Source organism: Pedobacter sp. MC2016-05 (genome assembly GCF_026239735.1).
In the GTDB taxonomy this organism is placed as follows: Bacteria; Bacteroidota; Bacteroidia; order Sphingobacteriales; family Sphingobacteriaceae; genus Pedobacter.
This window is the reverse complement of record NZ_JAPIVT010000001.1, coordinates 307,665-328,321: the sequence shown is the minus strand read 5'-3', so window position 1 is coordinate 328,321 and position 20,657 is coordinate 307,665. Positions and strand designations below refer to the sequence as shown.

At 37.5% G+C, this 20,657-nt stretch carries 20 protein-coding genes; 11 read left to right on the top strand and 9 right to left on the bottom strand.

All coding sequences use genetic code 11. The annotated features are described in order from the left end of the window. Positions 1 to 324 precede the first annotated feature (324 nt). The 4 genes from OQZ33_RS01465 (at position 325) to OQZ33_RS01450 (ending at position 5,583) form a co-directional block, all read left to right on the top strand. On the top strand, positions 325 to 2,112 hold the full coding sequence (locus OQZ33_RS01465) for a hypothetical protein (RefSeq protein WP_265797268.1): 1,788 nt from the start codon (positions 325 to 327) through the stop codon (positions 2,110 to 2,112). A 62-nt stretch (positions 2,113 to 2,174) separates the two neighbouring features. Then, positions 2,175 to 4,010 (top strand): hypothetical protein, encoded by a 1,836-nt coding sequence (locus OQZ33_RS01460; protein ID WP_265797267.1) that lies wholly within the window; start codon positions 2,175 to 2,177, stop codon positions 4,008 to 4,010. Positions 4,011 to 4,069: 59 nt separating this feature from the next. Then, entirely contained in the window at positions 4,070 to 4,624 is a 555-nt protein-coding gene (locus OQZ33_RS01455) for a LemA family protein (RefSeq protein WP_265797266.1), read from the top strand. Next, on the top strand, positions 4,624 to 5,583 hold the full coding sequence (locus OQZ33_RS01450; RefSeq protein WP_265797265.1) for a DUF3137 domain-containing protein: 960 nt from the start codon (positions 4,624 to 4,626) through the stop codon (positions 5,581 to 5,583). The genes OQZ33_RS01455 and OQZ33_RS01450 overlap by 1 nt, the downstream gene beginning before the upstream one ends. On the opposite strand, the gene OQZ33_RS01445 is transcribed toward OQZ33_RS01450, so the two are convergent. The 8 genes from OQZ33_RS01445 to gltX form a co-directional block, all read right to left on the bottom strand. Continuing rightward, positions 5,580 to 5,945 (bottom strand): response regulator, encoded by a 366-nt coding sequence (locus OQZ33_RS01445; protein ID WP_265797264.1) that lies wholly within the window; start codon positions 5,943 to 5,945, stop codon positions 5,580 to 5,582. The genes OQZ33_RS01450 and OQZ33_RS01445 overlap by 4 nt on opposite strands. A 26-nt stretch (positions 5,946 to 5,971) precedes the next feature. Beyond that, entirely contained in the window at positions 5,972 to 6,556 is a 585-nt protein-coding gene (locus tag OQZ33_RS01440; protein ID WP_265797263.1) for a chemotaxis protein CheB, read from the bottom strand. Next, a complete protein-coding gene (locus OQZ33_RS01435) occupies positions 6,541 to 7,359 on the bottom strand; it encodes a CheR family methyltransferase (protein ID WP_265797262.1) in 819 nt (272 codons plus the stop codon). Before OQZ33_RS01435 ends, OQZ33_RS01440 begins: the two co-directional genes overlap by 16 nt. Then, entirely contained in the window at positions 7,360 to 7,731 is a 372-nt protein-coding gene (locus OQZ33_RS01430; RefSeq protein WP_265797261.1) for a response regulator, read from the bottom strand. 17 nt (positions 7,732 to 7,748) lie between these two features. Then, complete coding sequence (locus OQZ33_RS01425; RefSeq protein ID WP_265797260.1) at positions 7,749 to 11,330, bottom strand: response regulator; 3,582 nt, start codon at positions 11,328 to 11,330, stop codon at positions 7,749 to 7,751. Between the two features lie 18 nt (positions 11,331 to 11,348). After that, on the bottom strand, positions 11,349 to 12,482 hold the full coding sequence (locus OQZ33_RS01420; protein WP_265797259.1) for a hybrid sensor histidine kinase/response regulator: 1,134 nt from the start codon (positions 12,480 to 12,482) through the stop codon (positions 11,349 to 11,351). A 262-nt stretch (positions 12,483 to 12,744) separates the two neighbouring features. Further along, positions 12,745 to 13,581 (bottom strand): neutral zinc metallopeptidase, encoded by an 837-nt coding sequence (locus OQZ33_RS01415; protein WP_265797258.1) that lies wholly within the window; start codon positions 13,579 to 13,581, stop codon positions 12,745 to 12,747. Positions 13,582 to 13,731: 150 nt separating this feature from the next. Next, positions 13,732 to 15,240, bottom strand: a complete 1,509-nt coding sequence (gene gltX / locus OQZ33_RS01410; protein ID WP_265797257.1) for a glutamate--tRNA ligase — start codon at positions 15,238 to 15,240, stop codon at positions 13,732 to 13,734. A 136-nt stretch (positions 15,241 to 15,376) separates the two neighbouring features. On the opposite strand from gltX, the gene OQZ33_RS01405 reads away from it, so the two are divergent. Genes OQZ33_RS01405 through OQZ33_RS01395 form a run of 3 tightly spaced genes read left to right on the top strand, consistent with a single transcriptional unit; the run spans position 15,377 to position 17,484 of the window. Next, a complete protein-coding gene (locus OQZ33_RS01405; protein WP_265797256.1) occupies positions 15,377 to 16,582 on the top strand; it encodes a sensor histidine kinase in 1,206 nt (401 codons plus the stop codon). Beyond that, a complete protein-coding gene (locus OQZ33_RS01400) occupies positions 16,563 to 17,072 on the top strand; it encodes a DinB family protein (protein ID WP_265797255.1) in 510 nt (169 codons plus the stop codon). The genes OQZ33_RS01405 and OQZ33_RS01400 overlap by 20 nt, the downstream gene beginning before the upstream one ends. Further along, on the top strand, positions 17,059 to 17,484 hold the full coding sequence (locus tag OQZ33_RS01395) for a hotdog fold thioesterase (protein ID WP_265797254.1): 426 nt from the start codon (positions 17,059 to 17,061) through the stop codon (positions 17,482 to 17,484). The genes OQZ33_RS01400 and OQZ33_RS01395 overlap by 14 nt, the downstream gene beginning before the upstream one ends. A 259-nt stretch (positions 17,485 to 17,743) precedes the next feature. On the opposite strand, the gene OQZ33_RS01390 is transcribed toward OQZ33_RS01395, so the two are convergent. Next, on the bottom strand, positions 17,744 to 18,109 hold the full coding sequence (locus OQZ33_RS01390; RefSeq protein ID WP_265797253.1) for a DUF6249 domain-containing protein: 366 nt from the start codon (positions 18,107 to 18,109) through the stop codon (positions 17,744 to 17,746). A 135-nt stretch (positions 18,110 to 18,244) separates the two neighbouring features. Here OQZ33_RS01390 and OQZ33_RS01385 point away from each other — a divergent pair, with 135 nt between their 5' ends. The 4 genes from OQZ33_RS01385 to OQZ33_RS01370 all read left to right on the top strand — a co-directional run bounded on the left by OQZ33_RS01385 (position 18,245) and on the right by OQZ33_RS01370 (position 20,591). Then, complete coding sequence (locus tag OQZ33_RS01385) at positions 18,245 to 18,811, top strand: Crp/Fnr family transcriptional regulator (protein WP_265797252.1); 567 nt, start codon at positions 18,245 to 18,247, stop codon at positions 18,809 to 18,811. A gap of 72 nt (positions 18,812 to 18,883) precedes the next feature. Continuing rightward, complete coding sequence (locus tag OQZ33_RS01380) at positions 18,884 to 19,204, top strand: DMT family transporter (protein ID WP_056850663.1); 321 nt, start codon at positions 18,884 to 18,886, stop codon at positions 19,202 to 19,204. Positions 19,205 to 19,530: 326 nt separating this feature from the next. Continuing rightward, positions 19,531 to 20,112, top strand: a complete 582-nt coding sequence (locus OQZ33_RS01375) for an RNA polymerase sigma factor (RefSeq protein ID WP_265797251.1) — start codon at positions 19,531 to 19,533, stop codon at positions 20,110 to 20,112. Next, positions 20,109 to 20,591: a hypothetical protein gene (locus OQZ33_RS01370; RefSeq protein WP_265797250.1), complete on the top strand. Its 483-nt coding sequence runs from the start codon at positions 20,109 to 20,111 to the stop codon at positions 20,589 to 20,591. The genes OQZ33_RS01375 and OQZ33_RS01370 overlap by 4 nt, the downstream gene beginning before the upstream one ends. Positions 20,592 to 20,657: the final 66 nt, after the last annotated feature.

Here is a 20,657-nt window from a genome sequence, read left to right as displayed (position 1 = left end):
GTTAAGTTAATGTTAATTCACTAATTATATTAAGGAATTATTCCTTATTGAAGCCCTACACTAAGTAATTATAAGTGATGATGTTAGCGGAAACGTTGCTCGTTGTCATTTGGTAAAGCACTCGTTGTATCTCTTCGGTAACGCCAGCCCGCTTTATGCTACAATCTTTTTCATAATGAAAGCCATTGGGAACTCCAAAAATTACTACAATTAAAAAGTATTTACGCGTTAATAGGGTTTATTAACAAGGGTTTGTGCAATCAGAAAACGCAGTAAAACAAACCTTTCTAGGAATCAACTGTTCTATAGCGATAAACCAAAAAAATGACAGCTAAAAACAGGAACAACCTTTGGATTTGGATAGGTAGTATTGCTGGTGGATTAATCCTCATTTTAGCCTTTGGGGCAATGTTTATTAGTGCCCGCTGGAAGCCAATTTTAACCGAAAAAATTAAAGAAGGGGTTTATAATGCATCTAGTCATCTTTATAAAATAGATTTCAAAAGTATTAACTTAAACGTAATTACCGGAAGTTTGGCCCTTCGCGATGTAACGCTTAAAGCAGACTCGTCGGTTTACGATTCCTTAAAACAACAAAGATTAGCCCCTGCTCATACCTTCGAAATAAAGCTTAAAAAACTTCAAATCACAAGGGTGAGCATTTTGACTGCCTATTTCAAAAAACGATTGAACATTAACCAAATCCTACTCGATCGGCCGTCCATCAATGTAACTTTTAATAAGGTTCCTAAAAAAATAGATACCAGTAAGGTTCAAAAATCACTTTACGACCAGATTTCAAAAAACTTTAAATCCGCAGCTATAAAATCTATTAAAATTATAGATGCCGATTTCGATTATATCAACAAGAGCACTTCTATTAAAGCAAAAAACAGCGTTAAACACCTCGACGTTACGGTTAAAGATTTCCTTTTAGATTCATTATCCGGAAAAGACACTTCCAGATTTTATTATACGAAAGATATTTCGTTTCATGTTGCCGGCTATAAATCCAATACAAAGGATAGGATGTACACCATGAAAATCGATACGATTAGTGGCTCTTATTCATCAAAAAAACTTAGTATTAAAGGATTTACATTGAAGCCGCTTTATCCTGAACTGGAATTTTCAAGAAAATACAAGGTTCAAAAGGATCGGTATGACTTAAGTTTTAGCAACATAGAATTTAACGGAATAGATTTTATAAAACTGAATACTGATCAAAAAATTGAAGCAAATTCCATTAAAATCGGGCCCGCCAATGTTGCTGTATTCATGAGCAGAGAATCACCACCTCTCCCAGGCCTGGATAAAGGAAAGAACTATCCACATCTGGCTTTGAAGCGGTTAAACATTCCAATCATTATCGACACTGTAAAACTAAGAAATGTAGATGTTAACTATTCAGAGTATAACCCTGCAAGTAAAAAAACAGGTTCAGTTGAATTTACATCTTTGAAGGGAAATATATACAACGTTACCAATGATAGTTTACGTTTAGTTAAAAAAAATCATGCAATTGCTGATTTGAATACCATGTTAATGGGCACAGGAAAATTGAATGTAAAAATTGATTTTAATCTCACAGCTGATAATGGGGCATTCAGCTATAGCGGTAGCCTGGGAAAATTCGATTTGAAAAATCTCAATTCATTATCAAAAAACTTAGGTTTAATTGAGGTGGAAAGCGGAAATATCCAAAATATAACATTTAAAGCAAATGGAAACCTACGATCGGCCTCTGGCTCGATGACCATGTTGTATAACAATTTAAAAGTTAAATTACTTTCTGATAATATTGACGGCGAAGGCACAAAGCAAAAAGGATTATTATCGTTTCTAGCCAATACTATTCTAGTTAAAGATGAGAACCCAAGTAAGGGCGACCCTGCACGAACCGCTAACATAAGTACAAGGCGAATTAATTCGGGATCGTTTTTCAATTTGATGTGGAAAACCCTATTTGTGGGTATAAAAGATATTGTTGGTGTAGGTATTGTGCCTGAAAAAAACCCTGTTCAACAGCAAAAAGTAATCGCAAAGAAGATAAGAGAACAAAAAAGAGCAGATCGAAAAGAAGCACGGAAAGCCAGAAGGGAGAAAAATTAGGCAACATTTTTTACAATACGATTATAAATGTATATTGCTATGAAAACAAGTCCTTTCGTTAAATGCCTGATACAAAATCAAACAGATATAAGCTTTTAAAATGGATTGCCGCAATATTACTGATTATCCTTATCCTACTTGCAGGATTAGCCTGGTTTTTAAATGTGAAATCGCAGCCGCTACTTTCCAGCCGCATCAAAACACTTTTATATAAATCAACAGATAGCCTTTATACCATTAGTTTTTCTAAAGTTACCACCAATATTTTAACTGGTAGTGCTACCCTTTACAATGTAAAAATTACGCCTGACACCAACCGTTTCAACCAACTGATCACTTTAAAAAGGGCGCCTAACAATCTTTACACCGTTACCCTCAAAAAACTTCAGGTTAAACATTTCCATCCTATTACACTTTATCGGCATCAGAAGCTCCAACTCGAAGAGGTGATTTTCGATAAACCCGAGGTTAGTATGATGAATCGTCAATTTGAATTTAATGAGAACCGGCCACCCAGACCTATAAAATCTCCTTATGGGATGATTTCGCAAAACCTAAAGGAGTTTCGTATCGATAACATTCTTTTCAGAGATGCTAGCTTTAAATATGTCAATAAGAATATACCAAATTCAGTACCTTTTATTATTGATGATTTGAATATTACGCTTAAAGATTTGTTGGTCGATTCAACCTCCGCAGAAGATCCTGATCGCTTTTACCTGCTTAAGGATGTAATCATCAACCTAAAAGATTATACATATCCCACTCCTGATCAGATGTATCATATCAAACTGAACCAACTTGATTTTAAAGCATCGACTGGAAGTTTAAGGATAAATAGATTTGAGGTTAAACCGCTTCATGATGAAATGAAGTTTGGGAAAGTTGCAGGCTATTCTAAAGATCGGTTTCATGTAGAAATGAGCAATATTTCAATCAAAGGAATCGACTTACCCATATACATCAGTAAACAGGAATTCAGAGCCAACGAAATGAATATAGCAAATGGCTTTGTTTCAGTTTTTAACGATAATAGCATGGGGAGCAACCGAAACCCTGCAGATAGCGTTCAGAAACAAGTAGGAAGGTTTCCTCATCAATTGTTGCAATCAATGGGTGTCCCTGTACTTGTTCAAAAAATTAACTTAAAAGATGTTGATGTAAGTTATGCGATTTATAATGCGGAGAGCCAGCAGCGAGGTAAAATTTCATTCGAGAAAACAGCGGGAACTTTTAAAAATGTAACTAATCTCGATAGAATAAAAGCGATAAACCCGAACATGGAAGTGAAGCTAAAAACTTATTTGCTCGGCCAGGGAGAACTTGATTTGGCTTTCAACTTCGATCTGATTGCCAAAGACGGGGCATTTACGTATAAAGGGCAACTACGGACCTTTAATGCCAGAGTTTTAAACCAAATAACGAAACCTTTAGGACTTGTGCGCATCAATAGAGGAATTGTAGATAAGCTTAACTTTAATTTCAAAGCCAATAATGATGGCGCAAAGGGCAATGTTAATTTCTACTACTATGACTTATCAGTAGCGCTAATGAAAAACGATCCCTCTAAAGATCATTTGGTTACCCGTGGGCTGCTTTCTATTTTAGCCAATGCGTTGGTTATCAACTCAGAAAACCCGGATAGGAATGGGAAATTTACCCCAGCGAAAGTAGATTATGAAAGGGTAGAAAACACTTCATTTTTTAACATGATTTGGAAAAGCCTTTTTTTAGGCATTAAAAACAGCGTTGGAATTACCGAAGAAAAGCAACAGGAAATTAAAAAACATATTAAAAATTTTAACGAAATGCGAGAAAATCATCGCATTAGAAAACAAAAAAGGTTACAACGAAGGCAAAAACGGGAAAAGGAAGCCGCTAAAAAGGAAAAGCGCTAAATAGAAAAAATGTCGAACCTTTTTATATCTTTAAATATCTAAACCCAAAAAACTAAATCATGATTATCGCAATTATTCTCGTTATCTTAATCATTATCGGCATTTTCTTTTACAACTCACTAATCGGTAAAAAGAATCAGGTTACTAATGCTTTTTCAGCAATCGATGTAATGCTTAAAAAACGATTTGACCTGATTCCCAACCTAGTAGAGGTGGTAAAGCAATACACCAATTACGAGTCGGAAACCCTTTCTAAAATTGTAGAACTTAGGACTCGGGCTTCTGCCGGTAATATCAGCGATGCTGAAAAAGCACAAATTGACAGTCAGCTAAGTACAAGCGTGAAAGGATTGATGGTTAATGTAGAAAATTATCCTGATCTGAAGGCTAATACCAACTTTATTAATCTTCAAAGTACCTGGGCGGAAAGTGAAGAACAAATTGCTGCTGCCAGAAGATCTTATAATGCTGCTGTTACTGATTACAATAATTCCATTATGATGTTTCCAGGAAGTTTATTTGCCGGAATGTTAAACTTCCATCCAGTTCCGGTGCTTGAAACTGCTGTGGAAGAACGAAAAAATATCAGCGCAAAAGATTTATTTAACAATTAATGCAATTTTCTAGTTTAGCAGGAAATGTAGCCCTTCAAAACATTTTGGCTACCATGGAAGTGGAGCGCAAAAAAATTGCTTCCACCCAAAAAAAAGGTTACTATTTCATCGGAGGTGGCATTTTATTAGGCATAATTGGCTCGGTTTTAGGCTTTCCCATGCCATCGATAATCGCGGGTTTGGCTCCGGTTATTTACGGTGGAATTGTACTTTTTAAAATTAATGATGAATTACAGGCTTATAAACATACCTATAAACGTGATGTAATTAGTGAAGCACTTCGGTTTCTGGATTCGAGCCTGACTATTGCTCCTCAAAATGGAATTGTAGCACATGAGTTTATCCATTCTCAGCTTTTTACAACTGAACCCGATCGATACAAGACTGAAGATTTAGTAAGTGGAAGAGCGGAGAAAACCGCCTTTTACTTTGCGGAAGTTCATGCTGAATACAAAACCGTTACACAAACCAAAAACGGAAGAAAAACAGAATGGCATGATATATTTAAAGGAATCATTTTTGTAGCCGATTTTAACAAAAACTTTAATGGCTCAACCATCGTTCGGCCTAAAGGTTTTGGTAGTGCAATCAGCGCATGGTTTTCTACAAATTTATTTTCTTTTAGTGATAAGGATGTGATCAAACTAGAAAATGTAGATTTCGACAAAACATTTATTACCTACGGCACCGATCAGGTTGAATCTCGTTATTTGTTAACACCAGCAATGATGGAACGCATTCTCAGACTGAATCATAATTCCAAATACTCCATCTCGCTGTCGTTTATTCAATCTAGAATATACATCGGTTTCCCCTTGGATCGAAACTATTTTGAGGCGCCCATCTTTAAATCTTTGCTTAATCCGGATTTACTAAATGAAGATATCTCTACTATCAAATTCATGTATGATATTGTAAAAGAGCTTGATTTGAATACGAGAATATGGGGTAAAAATTAACTCAAATATTTTTTTACAATCCCTTCTAAAGCTTCAATATCAAAAGGTTTGGAGAGATAGCTATCTGCACCCGCTTCATCAGCCAAGGCTGAGATATCGTTATTTGCCGAAAAATAAATCACAGGAATGTGTTTCAAATCAGGATTATTCTTGATGGCCTTAGTTGCCTGTATACCGCCTAAATCGGGAAGCCAATTGTCCATGAAAATAATATCTGGCATATAGGAAGCTACCTGGTTTTCAATATCATTTGCCGTTTCGGAAGTTTTAATTTCATAGCCCGCATCTTCCAAAATGAAAGTACAGAGATCTAAAATATCTCTGTTATCATCAAACACGAACACTTTTTTTGCATCAGCCATAAGTTATCTCCTAAAGGCAGTTAATTTTAATTATTTAGTTTGTTTATAAACGCAGCCATCTCAAAACTATTTAAAACAAGAGCTGTTTTTATCTCATTTAAAGCTTGCTGTGGCATATACGGCATTATAGCGGTATCCGGATTTTGGATAATCACTCTTCCACCCCATTTTTCAACTATCTTTAATCCTTCTACCCCATCAGCGTTTGATCCTGACAATAAAATGCATACCAGTTCATCTTTGAAAACTTCAGCTGCCGATTGAAAAGTAACGTCAATCGATGGTCGTGAATAGTTCACTTTTTCTGAATAATCTAAAGAAATCGTAATGTCTTCTTCAATTAACAGATGATAATCGCCAGGCGTAATGTATACGTTCCCTCTCAAAATTGGCTGCTTTTCTTCCGCCTCATTTACAATCAAATGGGTTCGGCTTTTCAATAAATCCGTTAGCAGTGAGTCGTTCCCCGATTTTCGGTGTGTGACCAAAATAATAGGAAAACTCAAATTACTTTTCAAATCAGGAAAAATTTCCAATAACACATCTAAACTGCCTGCAGATCCACCAATAACCAAAGCACTGCACTTTTCCTCTGCTATAGTTTGCGCCATATTTTTTCTAGTTTAACGCGTTTATACTCTTTTGCCTTGGGCCAAAAATCTAAACTCTCTTTACTGCCCAAAGCCAAATACCCCAGCTTTTCTAAACTATTATCAAAAAGTTGAAACACTTTATGCTGCAATTCCTTATCAAAATAAATCAGTACGTTTCTACACAAAATAAGCTGAAATTCATTAAACGAATGATCAGATACCAGATTATGTGTAGAAAAAATCATTTTACTGCTTAAAGATTCATCAAACTTTGCCAAAGAATAATTTGCGGTATAGTACGATGAAAAATCTTTGGTGCCATCAGAAGCCAAATAATTCTCCGAGTATCCCTTCAAATAATTCAATGGAAACATGCCTTTTTTGGCCTTTTCTAAAACTGAAGGATTGATATCGGTAGCATAGATCAGTGACTTCTGCAACAAATTTAATTCTTTAAGTAAGATTGCCAGCGAATAAGCTTCCTCTCCTGTGGAACAGCCCGCTACCCAGATTCTAATGAACGGATACGTGCCTAACACAGGTAACACATCATGTCTCAGCGATCTGTAAAAGCCTGGATCACGGAACATTTCAGTTACATTTACAGTAATCTCCTCTAAAAAACGTTTGAAATATTGCTTATCACTTTTAACCGCATACCTAAACTCGGCGAAGCTTACAAAGTTGTCAAGGGTATACAATCTGGTTATTCTACGCTTGATAGAGGCATGAGAATACTCCAAAAAATCGTAGCCATGAACTTCCAATACATCGCTTAATAATGCATCAATTTGTTCATTATCTATCGCCTCGCTGATCACTTATTGCGTTACTTTTTCTATTTGGGTTAATAATTCGTCTACGTTTATAGGTTTAGATATGTAGCCAGCTGCACCAGCAGCCAGGCACCTCTCTTTGTCGCCTACCATTGCCTGTGCGGTAACCGCTAAAACAGGTATATTTTGCATTTTATCTGATTTTTTGATCACAGAAATGGCCTGATAACCATCCATTTCTGGCATCATCATGTCCATTAATACAACAGCGACCTTTTCGTTTTCTTCCATAATGGAAAAACCTTCCTGGGCACTTGTGGCAGAGAGACAATCGAAACCTTTGGCCTTTAAAACAGCTTTTAAAGCGAAAATGTTTCTATTATCATCATCAATAATGAGAATTAATTTCTGAGGCATATTTTATTTAAAAAGGTTTAAGCTTTGTGATGATTTTCGTATAACCAAACTCGTAAAAGAGATACTAACTGATCCATATCTACAGGTTTGCTTATATAGTCTGAAGCACCCGCAGCAATACATTTTTCTCTATCGCCCATCATGGCTTTCGCGGTAACCGCTAAAATTGGCAGATTACGGTATTTTATATCTTGCCGAATGGCCGTTGTAGTTTCGTAACCGTCTAACTCAGGCATCATCATATCCATTAAAACGACATCTACTTTCGGGTTTTCCTGAAGCAGCTTTAAGGCTTCTTTACCATCTATCGCCGCCAAAACTTTCATTTGATGTTGCTCCAGTACTTTTGTTAAAGAGAAAATGTTCCTCACATCATCATCAGCAACCAACACCGTTTTGTCTTTTAGTACATCCTGAAGTTCGGTAAATGCTTTTGGTGTTTTCGTTTTTTCGCGACTTTTTTCTTCCACCAAGTGCAAAAATAATCCTGCTTCATCTAAAATTCTTTGGTAAGAATGTGCCGTTTTCACCACGATCGAATCGGCATATTGCTTGATCCGATTTTCTTCACCCTTAGATAAGTTTTTGCCCGTAAAAATGATGATGGGTAAATTTTCCAATCCAGGTGTTTTCTTTACCACTTCCAGTGTATCATAGGCATGTTTATCAGGGATGCCCATATCCAAAATCACGCAGTTTACATCTGATTTGTGCAAGGCAGAAACTCCCTCGCTCACCTGGTTAACAATTTCCGTTTGGATACTAAAATTGCTTAAAAAGTAGCTTAGTGCTTTGGCATGTTGTTCATTTTCTTCCACAATTAACACTTTCTTTGGATGTCTGCTTAATGCATTCTCCAGCTTAGAAAATATCTCTTGCATGTGCTCGAAAGCGAAGGGCTTGTTAATAAAATCGACTGCACCTTTTAACAAACTTTCCTTTTTAACCTGCAGTGAGGACATAATATGCACGGGTATAGGCCTCGTTGTCGGGTCGGATTTTAACTCTTCCATTACTTGCCAACCATCTTTAACTGGCAGTTGAATATCCAATAAAATAGCTTGTGGCTTATACGCTTTTGCCATTTCAATTCCAACATCACCACGTACGGCCACTAATCCTTTATAGTTTCGCTTCCGGGTAAAATCAAGCAGGGTTTTAGCGAACGGCGTATCGTCTTCAACAATTAAAATCACCTTATCTTCAGGCGTAATATTATTCCGATCGTCCTCAATTTCCTGTGGAATATTACTTACCGTTAGATGCTGAATTTTCGGTAGTTCTGGCAAAACTGTAACAGGTTTTTTCCACTGATCTTTTAAAGCTTCAAAGCCCTTGTTCTTATCAATAGGTAAAACCAAAATGAATTCACTTCCTTCGTTTTCCTTACTTTTCAATTCAATGTAACCACCCAGAAGCTTAGCCAGTTCGCGACTAATGGATAAACCCAAACCCGTGCCTCCAAACTTACGTCGGGTAGAACCATCGGCTTGCTGAAAGGCTTCAAACACCATCCCTTGCTTTTCAGGCGCTATGCCCACACCAGTATCTTTAACCTTAAAAATAAGTGCGTTTAAATGTTCATCTTTTTCTATATTAAATTTAACCGAACCTATTGAAGTAAACTTTATTGCGTTTGATAATAAATTCTTTAAAATCTGCTCCAAACGCATTTTATCGGTATTGAAAAATTCGGGTAGATTGCTAGCCCTTTCAATAACAAGTTCTAAAGCTTTATCTTTTGCTAACGGATTAAACAGTGATTGCATGTTCTGTGCAATTTCCTCAATCTTCACATTTGAACGGTCGAGCTCCATTTTTCCGGCCTCGATTTTTGAAAGATCTAAAATTTCATCTATCAAACTCAATAAACCTTGTCCTGAGCTTTGGATTACAGAAGCATATTCCTGATGCTCTTTGTCCATGGCATCATTTTCTGCCATTAATCTCGACAATAATAGAATGGAGTTTAATGGCGTACGCAATTCATGGGACATATTTGCCAAAAACTCCGATTTATACCTTGTGCTCAATTCTAAAGCCTCGGCCTTTTGCTGAATTTCTACATTCCTCTCTTCAATCAGTTCATTTTTCTCTTCCAGTAAACTGCTCCGTTCTTCTAATTCCTGGTTGCTTTGGAGCAATTCTTCTTGTTGTACCCTAAGTTCCTCTTCTGATGCCTGAAGCTTCTGTGCCTGTGCTTCCAATTCAGCATTCATACCTTCCAACTCCCCGTGCTGAACTTGCAACTCTTCAGATTGAGCCTGGGTTTCTTCTAACAATTGCTGTAATTTTTGTCTGTTTTGAGCACCCAATAATGCAGTACCTATATCCGAAAGTACTGAGTTTAAAAATTGCAGTTGCAAATTGCTAAATGCTGTAATGGTACCCAACTCTAATCCACCTATTGAAATTCCATTTCTAATAATAGGCAACACCAACAATTGTGCGGGTTTAATATTTCCTGTCGCGTGTGTAATGGTTAATTCACTTTGTGGTACATCTTCCAACAAAATGCTTTTGCCCGATTTTACAGCTTGTCCGATCAACCCTTGTCCAAGCTCTAAAACTTCTTTAAGGTTTTGTCCTTCTAAAGCGTATTTTCCTTTTAGATGAAGATAACCATCATCTTTGAACAAATAAATTGCACCGATTTGGCTTTTAGTGTAAGTAGCCAATAACTCAATAATATCATCAGCCAAATGAAAAACATCCTTTTCACCAACCATTTTAACATTTAAGTTAGCTACACCAGTTTGCAACCATTCATTTTCTGCGAGCGTATCGAACGATTTTTTCAGCGATGAGGACATGGTATTTAGCGATTCGGAGAGTTCTCCAATATCATCCTGGCTTTGGCTATCAAGCTTAACACCATAATTGCCGTTTGATATTTGGGATGCAATTTCTTTGATAGCTGCAATACGTTTCTCCATTTCGTACTTTTTGCTTTCAATTTCTTCCTGCAACTTTACTCGCTCATCAAAATCAACTGATACTTTTCTATAGAAAAATAAAGTAATTAAAATGGCCAAGGCAGCGGCTATCAAAATTAAAATAGGAGTGTAAGAAGTGAGTTTATTGAGTTCTACAGTGCGTTCCTCTAGTAATCTGCGTTCTTCTTTAACCATGGCGTTCACAGTTTCCCGTGCCTCATCCATGTATACTTTTCCTTGAAACAATACCGTTGGATCTACCGCTCCACCAAGCTCCTTAATCTCAATAGTGGATTTAATAATCCCCATTCTTTTAGTTAAAATATTGCGAAGTCCGGCAACATTTTTCTGCTGTAAAGGGTTATCTTCAGTTGCTTTCTCTACCTTTTTCAGTATCGCCGCTGCAGAATCGCTGGCACCATAATAAGGTGTTAAAAAAACCTTATTCCCTGTAAGTAAATATCCTCTTTGCCCAGTTTCAGCATCTTTTAGGTAAGAGATAATGTTTTCAGCATCCAATATTACCTGATCGCTATGTTTCACCAACTCCGTACTTTTTATCAGGTTGCTGATGCTTACATAGGAAGCCAAAGAACTGATAAAAAGAATAATAAGCGATAAGCCCAGACCTAAACGTAAATTATTTTTAAGGGTAGTTTTCATTCTATAATTTGGAGATGATTAGATTTGATTTTGCAGAATTTCTTCTTCTGTTATTGGAATAATGAAATAGAACTCGGAGCCTTCATCTGGCACGCTATTTACCCCAATAGTACCGCCATGACGTTTAATTATTTCTGCACAAATGTACAGACCAATACCTAAGCCGTTAAACCGATGGCTATTTTCTTCAACCCGGTAAAATTTATCAAATATTTTGTCCTGCTGCTCACTGGAAATGCCTATTCCAAAATCTTTAACTGCCAGGTAAAGCTTCCCGTCGCTAATATTGATAGTTACGTTTACCTGGTTAGTACCTGGCGCGTATTTAATGGCGTTGGTTATAAAATTGATGACTACCTGTTCCAACCGCATTTCATCGCCAAAAATATTTTCGCTGGTTTGGCCAAGCTTGGTAATTTTAAAATCAGGATTAGATTGTTGCAACATTTCAATGGCATTGTTAACCATGTTATCGGCACAGAAGGTTTGCATATTAAACTTCATCTTGCCACTTTCAATCTTCGAAATATCCAATAAATCAACGATCAATTCGTTAAGTTTTTCAAGCTGAACACTGGCTTTTTCCAAGTGGTTTTGAGCCATTTCTTTGTTGTCCTTATTCAAGCTCCGTTGCAATAGTTGGATATAACCTTTCACGCTTGTGAGTGGGGTTTTCAACTCATGGCTGGCAATACTGATAAATTCGTCCTTTTTCTGTTCGGCCTGTTTTCTAAATTCTATCTCTTTTAATAACTCTTCTTGAACCTCATTGAGCTTTCTACTTTGCTCATAAATGCGGTAAAAAGTCTTTATTTTAAGTAAAAGGATATTGATATCAACAGGCTTGATGATATAATCTAATCCCCCACTTAAATATCCTTTGGTTATAAATTTAAGTTCGGTGTTTACTGCCGATAGAAAAATGATTGCAGTGTCTTTTGCCTTGCTAAATCCCGAAATGGCTTCGGCGACTTCAAAACCGTCCATATCTGGCATTTGAACATCCAGAATGATGAGCACATAATTATTTTTTAAAACCTTTTTTAACGCTTCCTCTCCAGATGATGCCGTGTCTACCTCAAAATTATGAGCCTGTAGTACTTTCTGTAACGAAATGAGGTTTTCTGGTCTGTCATCAACTATAAGGATCATCTTTATTAAAACAAATAGGAAGCTAGGATAATTATGTTTGGTTTGGAGACAGCATCTCCTTAACTAGGGACAAACAACAAAGTTTTAAAAAGGTTTTGGGTTTTTAAAATTTTTTTTCGAAAAGGTTTTAAACTACTACAATTAACACTTATTCCTGCTCTCCATTTCAAGTCCCGGTTGAAAAAACCGGGATCTTTTTATTATGATCAGGTTTAGGTGGGCCAATAATTTCAGCTATTAAACTTTCCTTTATCAATAACCTCTAGAGCTGATTAAAAGTATCGCCCTGGTTAAAATCGCCTGTTTCGAAACCTTTTTTAAACCAAAACATACGTTGTTGTGAAGTACCATGAGTAAAAGAATCTGGCTGAACATCTCCAGTGGCTTGCTTCTGTAATTTATCGTCGCCGATAGCATTTGCTGCTGTAAGGGCTTCTTCAATATCACCTTCTTCCAGCTTAAAATCTTTAAGGTTTTGAGCATGATGTGCCCATAATCCAGCAAAGAAATCGGCCTGTAATTCTAATTTTACTGATAAACGGTTATATTCTTTCTCGCTAACCTGACCGCGGGCTTCATCAAGCTTTGCAGAAATGCCCAGCAAATTTTGAACGTGATGGCCAACCTCATGTGCAATTACATAAGCTTGAGCGAAATCGCCAGCAGCACCAAAACGGTTTTTTAAATCATCATAAAATGATAAATCGATGTACACTTTCTGATCGCCGGGGCAGTAAAACGGACCCACGTTCGAACTTGCATTTCCACATGCAGTTTGCACACCATCTCTAAACAACCTCAGCTTTGGATATTCGTATTGTTTTCCCATGGCCTGAAATTCTTTATCCCATACCTGCTCGGTAGATTCTAACACGCCAGAAACGAAAACCGCCTGTGGATCATTTGCCGGAACGCCTTGCTTAACTTCTTCTGTACCTTGTGAAGTTGGAAGCTGGCTCACTACACCACTTAAGTCCTTCCCGAAAATTAAACCGAGTATAACTACAACGATACCGATACCTCCGCCAAGAATGGTTTTACCACCACCTCCGCTTCTACCATCTTCCATGTTGCTGCTACCTTTTCCGAACCACTGCATATTTTTAAATTTTTGATTTTATGAATAACCTTAAACCATAGTTAATTGTTAGACTAAAGTAGAAATTATTTTCCTGATTTATTCTTTTAGGTTTTGATGGAATAAAAAAGCCAGAAATTTCTCCCTGGCTTACACATCGTATCTTTTAATCTAGTTACTAAACACTGCAATTGCTTTTGCAATTCTAGCCTTAGTTTCTTCTACACCCAACAGTACAGCAATATCAAAAACACCAGGACCAAACTTACCACCAACCAACATTACACGGAATGGCAACATCAGTTCGCCAGGCTTAAAACCTTTTTCTTCAGCCAATGCTTTAAAAGCTACTTCTTCACTAGCAGCATCAGTTAAAGCCAGTTTTTCTGCAAAAGCATTAAAGAATTCAGCTTTTTCTGGAGTCCATTTTGGTTTAACTGCTTGCTCATCGTATTGGCTCGGGGCAGCAAAAAAATATCCGCTTTGCGCCACAAAATCAGGCAACAGTGTACAACGATCTTTAATTAAATCGATAATCGTATTTAAAAAATGATCATCCTGAACTTCAATGCCCGCTTTTTGCAGCTCAGCTTTAACTGGTAACTGTAAACTGGCCACAGGCGACTGCTTGATCCATTCGTGATTGTACCATTTGGCCTTTTCGAAATCGAACTTCGCTCCTGCTTTACTTATTCTCTCTATCGAAAATTTTTCTTCCAATTCTTTTAACGAGAAAAGCTCCTGATCTGTGCCGTCATTCCAGCCTAATAAAGCCAGCATATTAACGAAAGCCTCTGGCAGGAAACCCATCTCTTTAAAACCTTTGGTTACATCGCCAGTTTTAGGGTCCGTCCAGTTCATAGCATACACCGGGAAACCTAAACGGTCGCCATCGCGTTTGCTTAATTTTCCATGTCCATCTGGCTTAAGGATTAAAGGTAAATGGGCCCAAGCTGGCATATCAGCTTCCCAACCTAAATATTTCCACAGCAAAATATGAATTGGTGCCGATGGTAACCATTCTTCGCCACGAAAAGCGTGAGAAATTTCCATCGCTTTATCATCTACCACAACCGCCAAATGATACGTCGGCATACCATCTGCTTTTAATAAAACTTTATCATCAACCAATGAAGTTTCAAAACTTACATCACCCCGAATTAAATCATTAAAATGAACAATTTCATCTTCAGGCACCTTTAGTCTAATCACATGAGGCGTTTTTGAAGCCAATAGATCTTCAACCTCACTAATGGTTAAGGTTAATGAATTGCGCATTTGCATCCGGGTAGCCTGCCCATATTGGAAGTTTAGAAGCTCTTTCCGTTTCGCCTCCAGTTCTTCAGGAGTATCAAAGGCGTAATAGGCATAGCCATCGCTAATTAATTGTTCGGCAAACTTTCTATAGCTTGGTTTGCGCTCGCTCTGGCGGTAAGGTCCATAAACTCCAGGATTCTGCGGACTTTCATCTGGAGCAATGCCACACCAGTTTAAACAATCAACGATATACTGTTCTGCACCTTCTACAAAACGATTCTGATCGGTATCTTCTACCCGAAGCACGAAGGTTCCATGATTCTTTTTTGCGAACAAATAATTAAACAACGCCGTACGTACACCGCCTAAATGCAGTCCTCCGGTTGGGCTTGGGGCAAATCTAACTCTAACTTTCTTATCCATCATTGGCTTGTTGAGCGGTTGGCGTTAAGCGATTAGCGGTTCAAACGCTTATCGCCATACGCAAAACGCATGACGGTACAAAGATACAGTTTTTGCGAATTTTTCGTTTTGTTATTGTAATTTGCCCATCTAAAGCATGAACCCTTATCAAAAGAAACGCCGCTGGAAGTTTTTCCTCCTCATATTTGCCATTCTAATCGGCATTGCTTCAGTGTTTTACACCGATTCTTTTGTGAAAAAAATGGAACGTGAGGAAGCAAATCAGTTTCAACTTTGGGTGAAGGTTACTGAGCGGTCAATGTTACTCATGGATAATGATGACTTTAGAGTTGTTGTGGAAAGCGTAAGAAACAATAATAAATTACCTGTGATCGTAGCCGATTCTGCTGATTTTATCTCTGCTTATTTCGGACTTGATAGCACCAAAACCTTTTATCCTGGTAATGATAAACTGGTTTACGATAGTTTATATTTTGTAAGACAATTGGCTCAAATGAAACGTCAGCATAAGCCAGAGACCATGAATATTTTTGGAGACAAAAAGTTGGTTTACTACAAAGATTCATTTATCCTCACACAGCTTCGATATTTCCCTTACATCCAAATGGGTGTAATTTTTCTTTTCCTGTTAACCGCTTATACCGCCTTTAGCTCTGCCCGAAAAGACGAGCAAGATCATGTTTGGGTAGGCTTAGCAAAGGAAACTGCTCACCAGCTCGGCACCCCCATATCCTCGCTCATGGCATGGGTCGAATTAATGAAATCCAAATTTGATGCAGAAGACGACCCGCTCATTGCTGAGATGGAAAATGATATCAAACGACTGGAAATTATTACCGACCGTTTCTCTAAGATTGGATCGAAACCTATACTGGAGGATCATACTGTTTACATCGTAATCAGCGACTTTATCAGGTATTTCAAAGTCAGGACATCCGATAAAGTGAAATTTAGTATTACCGGCGACGAACAGGTAAGAGCCTTATTGAATGTGCCACTGTTTGATTGGGTGATTGAAAACCTCTTGAAAAATGCAGCTAATGCCATTGAAAATGAAGGATCGATTTCGGTAAATATAATCGAGAACCTGGCAAAAGAACAGGTTTTTATCGATGTTACGGATAGTGGAAAAGGTATTCCACGGTCGAAATTTGATGCCGTTTTCCAACCGGGTTATACCACTCGTAAACGTGGCTGGGGACTTGGTTTATCACTTACTAAAAGGATTGTTGAGAATTACCATAGCGGCGAAATTTTTGTAAAAGAATCTGAGCTCGGCAAAGGAACAACCTTCAGAATTATTTTAAAAAGCAGTTTAAGATATGAACCGACCACAACCTAACGAATACCCTGCCTGGGGCGAAACCTATATCAGCAAAGTGAATGGCGATATTATTGACGTTTTAGAAGAACAGGTTTTCACCATACCAGCTTTGTTCGAAAGAAATAAAAACAACGAAAATTTTGCTTACGCCGATGGCAAGTGGACGGTAAAAGAAATGCTTGGCCATATTATAGATTGCGAAAGGATTTTTGTTTACCGGATGACCGCTTTCGCCAGAAATGAAGCGCAGCAATTACCGGGTTTTGACGAAGATGAATACGTAGCAAATGCCCGCTTCGATGAACGCAACTATGAAGACATGATCGAAGAGTTTTCTGCTTTAAGAAAAGCGAACCTTTACTTTTTCAAAAGCTTAAACGATACAGAATTGAACAGAAAGGGAATTGCCTCAACCAGAGAAATCAGTGTAAAATCGATCTTATTTATAGCTGCCGGTCATATTATTCATCATGTTGGAGTTTTAGCAGAACGTTATGAAGTGGTTTAGAGATTTTACCGTTGAGGAACTGAATGGCCGACCAAAAAACCATATTGGTGCATTGTTGGGTATCGAATTTACCAAAATTGGTGATGATTTTATCGAGGGGACGATGCCTGTTGATGAACGCACACACCAGCCTGCAGGAATTTTACATGGTGGAGCATCGGTTGTTTTGGCAGAAACATTAGGAAGTATCGCATCTTACATGCTTATTGATCCTGAAAAGTACGTTGCCGTGGGGTTAGAGGTAAATGCAAATCACTTGCGCCCTTTAAAAAGCGGTTTGGTTAAAGGTATGTGTACGCCCATTCATATTGGTGCCAAAACCCATATTTGGGATATTAAGCTTTTTAACGATCGCGGTAAAATGAGCTGTATCAGCAGACTCACTGTTGCGGTAATAAATAAACCGACTTAGTTAATCAGTTTCCTGTAGGTAATTATTAGGCGAAACGTTTGCAAAAGATGCAATTTATGTTTGCTATAAACAGATTGATAATAATTTGTCGTGGATTATTTCAAGAAAAATCTACGAAAACCCGTGTAATCTGCGGGAGAAAAAAATATGGCTTAAGATATTGCTGCCAAAAAAAAGCTCCCGCTGATCTCACAGATTCACGCAGAACAAAATCTGCAAAATTCAGCGTATCTGCGGGAGAAAAACTTTTAGCAATAAATTACTTAGAAGCTTCCTGATCTAACCATTTCTTCTCGATGACGTATGAAATGATTAAACCTAAGCCGCCGAAGATTCCGATGCAGCCAAAATAAATGGCCACCGACTGGCTGATTTCACCATTTGTCATATCGCTGCCGAAAACGCCTCTAACGGTAAATAAAGCAACTAATAATCCTACACCTAAACCCATAAAAAGCAAACCAAATTTTAAACTCAAAAATGGTTTTGGGGTGGCCCGTTGTACGCCTGGATCGATTCCTCTTTCGATCATGGCCATTTTTTCTTTGTTTGATAAATAGCGGATTCCGAATATCATCGCGAATGCGCCTAAAAAAAGTGAAATTGGAACTAATATACCTAGCATGGTGTTGTATTTTAAATGTTAATAATTTATTTATCTTTTACTGAACCGTGTTCTGTGCATTATGACTACATAAATTTTAATCAGGTTACAGGCTTGCCCAAAAAAAATTATAGCTTTATTTAATTACTTCACGATTTGCAAGAGAAATTAAAAAATATCAAATTATTTAGTGTACTAGGCGATGATGCTTTATCCTTGCTGGCTAATTATTTCAAGGTAGTCAATCATAAAAAAGGCACTATTTTAATCCACGCAGAAAAAGTTGAACCTTATTTTTACATTTTAGAAACTGGAATTGCCAGAGCATATTCTGATGGGGAAAACCAACAAATCACTTTCTGGTTTGGGCAAGCTGGTGATGTGTTGCTTTCGTATAATAGTTACATTAACAATAAACCTGGCTATGAAAATATCGAACTTTTAGAGGATTCGGTTTTATATCAAATTCATCTCCACGATTTATTTGAGCTTTATAACCAACATTTAGCGCTTGCTAATTGGGGTAGAAAAATTGCTGAAAGAGAATTAATTGCTACTGAGAATAGATTAATCGACCGGTCGTTTAAAGATGCCAAAGAAAGATATCGGGATTTTATTGTTCAATCTCCAAATCTGATTAAAAGAGTAGCCTTGAAACATATTGCTTCTTATTTAGGCGTAACGCAGGTTACCTTAAGCAGAATTAGATCGGCCTGCAAATAAATCTATTTTTTAACATTTGTAAAATGTAGACGAAGCAAGGTATTGTACTTTTGCCGAAACAATCATTACGTTATGAACTGGATCATTTTAATTATTGCCGGCCTTTTCGAAGTTGGCTTTACTACCTGCTTAAAGCTCTCGAATAATTTCTCGAATATTAAATGGAGTATCGCTTTTTTCGTTTGTATAACTTTAAGTTTTGTTTTACTTAATAAAGCCACTCAAACGCTGCCTATGGGTACGGCGTATGCAGTTTGGACCGGAATTGGCGCTGTTGGAACGGTACTTATCGGCATTATTTATTTCAATGAGCCTGCAACCTTCTGGCGGATATTCTTCATTTGTACCTTAATTGGATCTATCGCAGGGTTGAAGTTTTTTGCATCGCACTAAGTGGGTACGGGTTACCTGTTAAAGGTTACCGGGCTGGGTGGTTATGCGTTCAAAGTTGAATGTTAAAAGTTAAAAGGCTGGGTGTATACCTGGGTCGTTAGGCGTTGAGAGTTGAATGTTAAGGGGCTGGATACATAGTTGGGTGGCTATGCGTTGAGGTTTGAATGTTAAAAGTTACAAGGCTGTGTGAAAAGACTTTTATAAATGATAGCCACTGCGCCCAACTTGCAACCCGTAACACATAACCGGTAACTGGCAACTGATAACTCATAACTTTTTCTAATCTCTGTAACCTCGCCATCATGAATGTAGTCTTACATTCAAATATGGAACAAACACTTACAGATTTGGTGCTGATTCAAAATGTGTTGAACGGAGATTCCGCTCAATATGCTTTGTTGGTAAAACGGCATCAACGATTTGTGTTTACGCTTGCTTTACGATTTGCAAAAAACAGGGAAGATGCAGAAGAAATTGCCCAGGATTGTTTTATTAAAGCCTATAAAGCACTAGGAACCTTTAAACAAACGGCAAAATTTAGCACCTGGCTGTACACCATTACTTATACAACAGCCATGACTTTCTTGCGCAAAAAGCGATTGGACACTTCTTCGATTAACGATGAAGAAACCTTTTTGCAATTGGAAAACCATATCTCGAGCTTCAATTCAAATGGATACGAAAAGCAAGACAGTCATAAATTTTTGAACCAGGCCATACAGTTGCTGTTGCCGGATGACGCGGCAATTATAACGATGTTTTACCAGGGAGAACAAAGTCTGGAGGAGATTGGCGAAGCTTTACATATGGAGGCCAATACAATCAAAGTGAAATTGCATCGGGCGAGGCAAAGGCTAAAAGAAAAATTACAATATTTGTTACATGATGAAGTAAAGGAGTTACTATGAACACAATAGAACAACAGCTTTGGGATTACATTGATGGGAATTTGGATGCTACCGAAGCTAAATCGATCGAAGAAAAAATTAGAACAAGTGCCGAAATCAAACTTCAATATGAAGAATTATTAAGTTTGAATATAGCTTTTGGTAAAATTGAGCTTGACGAACCTTCGATGTCGTTTACCAGAAATGTGATCGAAAGTATATCCTTAGCGCCGGCTCCGGTTGCCTTAAAAACGAAAGTGAACACCCGTATTATTTACGGCATTGGGGGTTTCTTTATTTTATCTTTGGTGGCGCTTTTTGGCTATGCCCTTTTTAACCTAGATTTTAAAACTACTGACTTCGACTTGAAATTAAATGCTGATTTTAACTGGGAGAAGTACATCAGTCCAACAGTACTTTATATTTTTCTCTTTGCTGATTTAGTTATCGGGTTGATTTTTATGGATTATTTGTTGAGGAAAAAGATGACTCATAAATAAATCTGCTTCGCAGAAATCGAATGTTCTACGCAGCAATATGCTGGCTGGATCTGTATAAATCTGCGA

What these genes read in the sequence shown, in the direction of transcription:
- OQZ33_RS01425 (WP_265797260.1), bottom strand. Translation starts at nt 11,330, where the DNA reads ATGAAAACTACCCTTAAAAATAATTTACGTTTAGGTCTGGGCTTATCG.
- OQZ33_RS01440 (WP_265797263.1), bottom strand. Translation starts at nt 6,556, where the DNA reads ATGGCGCAAACTATAGCAGAGGAAAAGTGCAGTGCTTTGGTTATTGGT.
- OQZ33_RS01420 (WP_265797259.1), bottom strand. Translation starts at nt 12,482, where the DNA reads ATGATCCTTATAGTTGATGACAGACCAGAAAACCTCATTTCGTTACAG.
- OQZ33_RS01380 (WP_056850663.1), top strand. Translation starts at nt 18,884, where the DNA reads ATGAACTGGATCATTTTAATTATTGCCGGCCTTTTCGAAGTTGGCTTT.
- OQZ33_RS01460 (WP_265797267.1), top strand. Translation starts at nt 2,175, where the DNA reads ATGCCTGATACAAAATCAAACAGATATAAGCTTTTAAAATGGATTGCC.
- OQZ33_RS01375 (WP_265797251.1), top strand. Translation starts at nt 19,531, where the DNA reads ATGGAACAAACACTTACAGATTTGGTGCTGATTCAAAATGTGTTGAAC.
- gltX (WP_265797257.1), bottom strand. Translation starts at nt 15,240, where the DNA reads ATGGATAAGAAAGTTAGAGTTAGATTTGCCCCAAGCCCAACCGGAGGA.
- OQZ33_RS01415 (WP_265797258.1), bottom strand. Translation starts at nt 13,581, where the DNA reads ATGCAGTGGTTCGGAAAAGGTAGCAGCAACATGGAAGATGGTAGAAGC.
- OQZ33_RS01465 (WP_265797268.1), top strand. Translation starts at nt 325, where the DNA reads ATGACAGCTAAAAACAGGAACAACCTTTGGATTTGGATAGGTAGTATT.
- OQZ33_RS01390 (WP_265797253.1), bottom strand. Translation starts at nt 18,109, where the DNA reads ATGCTAGGTATATTAGTTCCAATTTCACTTTTTTTAGGCGCATTCGCG.
- OQZ33_RS01395 (WP_265797254.1), top strand. Translation starts at nt 17,059, where the DNA reads ATGAAGTGGTTTAGAGATTTTACCGTTGAGGAACTGAATGGCCGACCA.
- OQZ33_RS01405 (WP_265797256.1), top strand. Translation starts at nt 15,377, where the DNA reads ATGAACCCTTATCAAAAGAAACGCCGCTGGAAGTTTTTCCTCCTCATA.
- OQZ33_RS01400 (WP_265797255.1), top strand. Translation starts at nt 16,563, where the DNA reads ATGAACCGACCACAACCTAACGAATACCCTGCCTGGGGCGAAACCTAT.
- OQZ33_RS01370 (WP_265797250.1), top strand. Translation starts at nt 20,109, where the DNA reads ATGAACACAATAGAACAACAGCTTTGGGATTACATTGATGGGAATTTG.
- OQZ33_RS01450 (WP_265797265.1), top strand. Translation starts at nt 4,624, where the DNA reads ATGCAATTTTCTAGTTTAGCAGGAAATGTAGCCCTTCAAAACATTTTG.
- OQZ33_RS01445 (WP_265797264.1), bottom strand. Translation starts at nt 5,945, where the DNA reads ATGGCTGATGCAAAAAAAGTGTTCGTGTTTGATGATAACAGAGATATT.
- OQZ33_RS01430 (WP_265797261.1), bottom strand. Translation starts at nt 7,731, where the DNA reads ATGCCTCAGAAATTAATTCTCATTATTGATGATGATAATAGAAACATT.
- OQZ33_RS01455 (WP_265797266.1), top strand. Translation starts at nt 4,070, where the DNA reads ATGATTATCGCAATTATTCTCGTTATCTTAATCATTATCGGCATTTTC.